Here is a 220-nt window from a genome sequence, read left to right as displayed (position 1 = left end):
GCTGCGCGTAGATCTCGGTGACCCGCTCGGCACTGCCCAGTGCCGGCATCGCGGCCAACAGGGCCAGTGCGGGCACCATCGGCCAGCGGTAGGCGGAGCCGTCGTGCAGTCCGGCACCCGGAGCCGTTCCGGAATAGATGTCGAGCACCTTCACCAACCGGTGCTCGGGCACGAAGACGTCGGAGGCGATGGCGTCGTTGGACCCGGTGGCTCGCATGCC

At 69.5% G+C, this 220-nt stretch carries 1 pseudogene; it reads right to left on the bottom strand.

Features of this window, described 5'->3' with window-relative positions:
• Window positions 1–220: pseudogene (locus E0T84_RS31735) on the bottom strand (acyl-CoA dehydrogenase); the annotation flags it as partial.

Origin of the sequence: Mycobacterium sp. DBP42, from assembly GCF_005924235.1 — a bacterium.
GTDB classification, from domain to species: domain Bacteria; phylum Actinomycetota; class Actinomycetes; order Mycobacteriales; family Mycobacteriaceae; genus Mycobacterium; species Mycobacterium syngnathidarum.
Note: the sequence above shows the minus strand (reverse complement) of the source record. Positions and strands in the feature narration are given on the sequence as shown.